Below are 4,695 nucleotides of genomic sequence, written 5' to 3' on the forward strand. Positions count from 1 at the left end.
AGCAGCTGCGGCTGACCGTCGACGCGCTGCGCGAGCGGCAGGAGCACGAGCTCGTCAACAACCGCCACTTCGGCCTTCGCAGTTCGGGTTCCGGCTCGGCGGCCCCGGTCACCCGGGCGACGCCGACCCTGGCGCGGATCGCCGCCGGGGCGCCGGCGCCGGCGACGACGAGCGCGCCGTCCGCCGGACGCATCCGCCCGGCGAGCGTGAGCAGCAGCGACGTCCGCCCGCTGCCGCCGGGGCCGGAGACCGCCAGCACCTCGCCCGGACCGGCCCGCACCGTCACCCCGGAGAACACCGGGCCCCGGCGCGTCCGCACGCCGAGCCCGTCGGCCGCGAGCACAGCTTCCATATCGACCCCCCGGAAGTCCTTCCGGAGGGCGTTCCCGCCCGTCCCGCCGAACCGGCGGCGCGGCCGCGATCTTCACCGAACCTTTGCCGCCACCCAGCGCACGGAGCTCAGGGGCATGCGGAAGGGCAGCTCAGAGGGATGCTTCTCGGAACGTGCGCTACTCGGCGCGGGGACGGCGCTTGGGCGGCGGGGTGGGCGGGACGACCTTGCCCGCGACGACGACGCCCTCGGCGACGTCCACCAGCTCGCCGTTGCGGCGGCGGACCCGCAGCAGTCCGCCGGACCAGGATTCGAGCACGCCGACCACGTCGCTGTACTCTCCCGTTGGCAGACGGCGGCGCAGCGAGACCCGCTCGCCGACGTCGGCCGGTGTGATGGAGACCACCAGCCGCGCGCCGATACGCCCTGGCATGTGCGACCCCCATGTCGAATCGACCGTGCGGTGATGGCAATACTATTCACAGCGAGCTTGCGGTGAGCCGTGACGTGCGGCGGGGCCGGTAACCCGAGAGGAGTCACTGACGTGACCTACGTCATTGCGCAGCCCTGCGTGGACCTGCTCGACAAGGCATGCATCGAGGAGTGCCCGGTCGACTGCATCTACGAGGGCAAGCGGATGCTCTACATCCACCCCGACGAGTGCGTTGACTGCGGCGCCTGCGAGCCGGTCTGCCCGGTGGAGGCCATCTACTACGAGGACGACGTCCCCGAGCAGTGGAAGGACTTCTACAAGGTGAACGTGGAGTTCTTCGACGACCTCGGCTCCCCGGGCGGCGCCTCGAAGGTCGGCAAGATCGAGAAGGACCACCCGATCGTCGCCGCGCTGCCCCCGCAGTCCTCCGAGGAGTGACCGCGGCCGGGAAGCCCCCCGGTTCGGTTTGAGCCGTCGGGCCGTGGCCTCGTCAGGAGGTCGCGGCCCTTTTTTTCATCGTGTGACAGGAGGGGTGGGTTTTGCTCACGCTGCCGGACTTCCCATGGGATCGGCTCGCGCCGTACAAGGAGCGCGCCGCCGCCCATCCGGACGGGATCGTCGACCTCTCGGTCGGCACGCCGGTCGACCCCACCCCCGAGCCGGTCCGCGAGGCGCTGCGCGCCGCCGCCGACGCGCCCGGCTACCCGCAGACCTACGGGACGCCCGAGCTGCGCGAGTCCGTCGCGGGCTGGATGCGCCGCCGGCTCGGCGTCACGGACGCCAACCCCGACGCCGTCCTCCCGGTGGTCGGCACCAAGGAACTGGTCGCCTGGCTGCCGACGCTGCTCGGCCTCGGCGCGGGCGACAAGGTCGCCTTCCCGGAGCTCGCGTACCCGACCTACGACGTCGGCGCGCGGCTCGCCGGGGCCGGTTCCATGGCCACCGACTCGCTGCTGTCGCTCGGCCCGGAGACGCCGAAGCTGGTCTGGGTGAACTCGCCGTCCAACCCGACCGGCAAGGTGCTGCCCGTCGAGCACCTGCGCAAGGTCGTCGCGTGGGCCCGCTCCCGCGGCGCGATCGTCGCCAGCGACGAGTGCTACGTCGAGTTCGGCTGGGACGAGGAGAAGCGGCCCGTCTCGATCCTGCACCCGGACGTGTGCGAGGGCTCGCACCAGGGCCTGCTGGTGCTGAACTCGCTGTCCAAGCGGTCGAACCTGGCCGGGTACCGCGCCGGGTTCGTCAGCGGCGACCTCGACCTGGTGAAGCGGCTGCTGGAGGTCCGCAAGCACGCGGGGATGATCGTCCCGGCGCCGGTGCAGGCCGCGATGCGCGCCGCGTTCGACGACGACGAGCACGTCCGCGAGCAGTACGCCCGGTACGCCCGCCGCCGCGCGGCGCTGGGCGAGGCGTTCGAGCGGCACGGCTTCCGCATCGACCACTCCGAGGCGAGCCTCTACCTGTGGGCGACCCGCGACGAGTCGTGCTGGGACACCCTGGCGCACCTGGCCGGGCTCGGCATCCTCGTCGGCCCGGGCGACTTCTACGGCCCGGCGGGCGGACGGCACGTCCGGATCGCCTTCACCGCCACCGACGAGCGCGTCCAGGCCGCCGCCGCGCGCCTCTGACCACGGCGTCCGTCCCTCGCGGGCCCACGGCGAGACCCGCCGTGGGCCCTACCTGTGAGTAACGTGGGTCACAACTCCGCTGCCTGGGGCGACGGCGGGCCTCTGCGCTACATTGTGGGCGAAGTCAGTACGCACTTACACGCGAGGAGCCCCGGCGCATGGCACGCGACATCTTCACCGAGGAGCACGAGGCCTTCCGGGACATGGTGCGGTCCTTCGTCGCCAAGGAGATCGAGCCGCACCACGCCCAGTGGGAGAAGGACGAGATCGTCTCCCGGGACGTCTGGCGCGCCGCCGGACGGCAGGGGCTGCTCGGCATCGAGATGCCCGAGGAGTACGGCGGCGGAGGCGAGACCGACTACCGCTACTACGCCGTCCTCAACGAGGAGCTGGCGCGGGCGGGCGCGTCCGGCCCGGGGTTCTCGGTGCACAACGACGTCGTCGGCGGCTACCTGGTGCAACTCCTGAACGACGAGCAGAAGGCGCGCTGGCTGCCGGGCTACTGCTCCGGCGAGCTGATCACCGCGATCGCGATGACCGAGCCCGCCGCCGGCTCCGACCTCCAGGGCATGCGGACGACCGCCGTCCGCGACGGCGACGACTACGTCCTGAACGGCCAGAAGACCTTCATCACCAACGGCATCCTGTCCGACCTGGTGATCGTCGCGGCGAAGACCGACCCGTCCGCGGGCGCGCACGGCGTCTCGCTGCTGATGGTCGAGCGCGGCATGGCCGGCTTCGAGCGCGGCCGCAACCTCGACAAGATCGGCATGCACGCGCAGGACACCGCCGAGCTGTTCTTCGACGACGTCCGCGTGCCGAAGGCGAACCTGCTCGGCGAGGAGGGCATGGGCTTCATCTACCTCATGCAGAACCTCGCCCGCGAGCGCCTCTGCATCGCCGTCTCGGCCGTCGCGGGCGCGCAGGCCGCCTTCGACATGACGCTGGAGTACTGCCGCAACCGCGAGGCGTTCGGCCGTCCGATCGGGAAGTTCCAGCACAACCGCTTCACGCTCGCCGAGATGAAGACCGAGATCACCGTCAGCCGCGCCTTCCTGGACCAGTGCCTCGCCAAGGAGGTGCGCGGCGAGCTGGACGCCGAGGAGGCGTCCATGGCCAAGTACTGGACGACCGAGATGCTGAAGACCGTCGTCGACCGCTGCGTCCAGCTCCACGGCGGCTACGGCTACATGAGCGAGTACCCCATCGCCAAGGCCTACCAGGACGTCCGCATCCAGACCATCTTCGGCGGCACCACCGAGATCATGAAGGAGATCATCGGCCGCGGCCTCGGCATCTAGGGCGGTCTGGTCTGCTCAGCCCTCCGGGAACGGCGTCGCGGAGAACACCCCGTCAGGGTCGTAGCGCGCCTTGACCTCCAGGAGCCGGCCGGTGTTGGCGCCGTAGGCGTCCGGGGCGTGCGAGTCGCCGGGGGCCATGAGGTTGGCCCAGCCGCCGGGCAGGGCGTGGGGTTCCAGGAGGTCCTCGGCCTCGTGGACCCAGGCCGACTCGGCGGCGCCGTCGCCGTCAGCCCAGGCCCCGATGATCTCCACCACGAGGTGCTCGTCGCGGTACGGGTAGGCGGCGTCGGCGGCCTTCGCGCGGGTCGCCGCGCCGTGCGCGTGGTGGACGTTCAGCGCGCACGTTCCGGGCATCACCTCGGCCGCCCGGACGAACGCCTCGATGGCGTCGTCGGTCAGGGCGGGCAGCATCCGCGCGCCGAGGTGGTAGTCGCCGCCGTACGGGAACGCCTCGTCCAGGGCGTGCACGGCGTCGGCCAGCGCCCGCCGGTCCACGTCGTCCAGCACCGGGTCGCCGAGCGCGCGGACCCGGGCGATCTGCCCGGCGGCCGCGTCCGGGTCACCGGCCCACGTCGGCATGGCGAAGACGACCTTGCCCGCCGGAGTGGTCATGGCTCCGAACATCACGTCCAGCGCGTCGTCGGCCGTCGCCGTCAGCGTCCGCCAGGCGCGCAGCACCGACCGGGCCTGGTCCCAGGGGAACGCGAGGAGGCCGGTGGTGACCATGGCGGACGGGTGCAGCCGGGTGCGCAGTTCGGTCACGACCCCGAAATTGCCGCCGCCGCCGCGCAGCGCCCAGAACAGGTCGGCCTCGTGGTGCGGGTCGGCCGTCACGATCCGGCCGTCTGCCAGGACCACCTCGGCCGCCAGCATGTTGTCGATGCCGAGGCCCATCACGCCGATCAGCGTTCCGTAGCCGCCGCCCAGCGTGAGTCCGGCGAACCCGACCGAGCCGACGGTGCCGACCGCGGCGGCGAGCCCGTGCGGCCGGGCGGCGTCCAGGAC

5 protein-coding genes and 2 pseudogenes are annotated in these 4,695 nt (G+C 72.1%); 4 read left to right on the forward strand and 3 right to left on the reverse strand.

Annotated elements, in window-relative coordinates; translation table 11 throughout:
• Positions 1–77, forward strand: a pseudogene (locus AB0J52_RS27965) (hypothetical protein); the annotation flags it as partial.
• A 125-nt stretch (positions 78–202) separates the two neighbouring features.
• On the opposite strand, the pseudogene AB0J52_RS27970 reads toward AB0J52_RS27965, so the two are convergent.
• Positions 203–352, reverse strand: a pseudogene (locus AB0J52_RS27970) (hypothetical protein); the annotation flags it as partial.
• A gap of 157 nt (positions 353–509) precedes the next feature.
• Positions 510–764, reverse strand: a complete 255-nt coding sequence (locus AB0J52_RS27975; protein WP_500185386.1) for a putative acetyltransferase — start codon at positions 762–764, stop codon at positions 510–512.
• A gap of 111 nt (positions 765–875) precedes the next feature.
• Between AB0J52_RS27975 and fdxA the strand changes: the two genes are divergently transcribed.
• The 3 genes from fdxA (at position 876) to AB0J52_RS27990 (ending at position 3,690) form a co-directional block, all read left to right on the forward strand.
• Positions 876–1,202, forward strand: a complete 327-nt coding sequence (gene fdxA / locus AB0J52_RS27980; RefSeq protein WP_117360056.1) for a ferredoxin — start codon at positions 876–878, stop codon at positions 1,200–1,202.
• 101 nt (positions 1,203–1,303) lie between these two features.
• Positions 1,304–2,389 carry a succinyldiaminopimelate transaminase gene (dapC, locus tag AB0J52_RS27985; RefSeq protein WP_500185387.1) on the forward strand — a complete coding sequence of 362 codons (1,086 nt, stop codon included), beginning with the start codon at positions 1,304–1,306 and terminating at the stop codon, positions 2,387–2,389.
• Positions 2,390–2,547: 158 nt separating this feature from the next.
• A complete protein-coding gene (locus AB0J52_RS27990) occupies positions 2,548–3,690 on the forward strand; it encodes an acyl-CoA dehydrogenase family protein (RefSeq protein ID WP_500185388.1) in 1,143 nt (380 codons plus the stop codon).
• A 15-nt stretch (positions 3,691–3,705) separates the two neighbouring features.
• On the opposite strand, the gene AB0J52_RS27995 is transcribed toward AB0J52_RS27990, so the two are convergent.
• Positions 3,706–4,695, reverse strand: a 990-nt coding sequence (locus AB0J52_RS27995) for an FAD-binding oxidoreductase (protein WP_500185389.1), incomplete at its 5' end; no start/stop codon positions are given.

Origin of the sequence: Spirillospora sp. NPDC049652 (assembly GCF_040675125.1) — a bacterium.
In the GTDB taxonomy this organism is placed as follows: Bacteria; Actinomycetota; Actinomycetes; order Streptosporangiales; family Streptosporangiaceae; genus Spirillospora.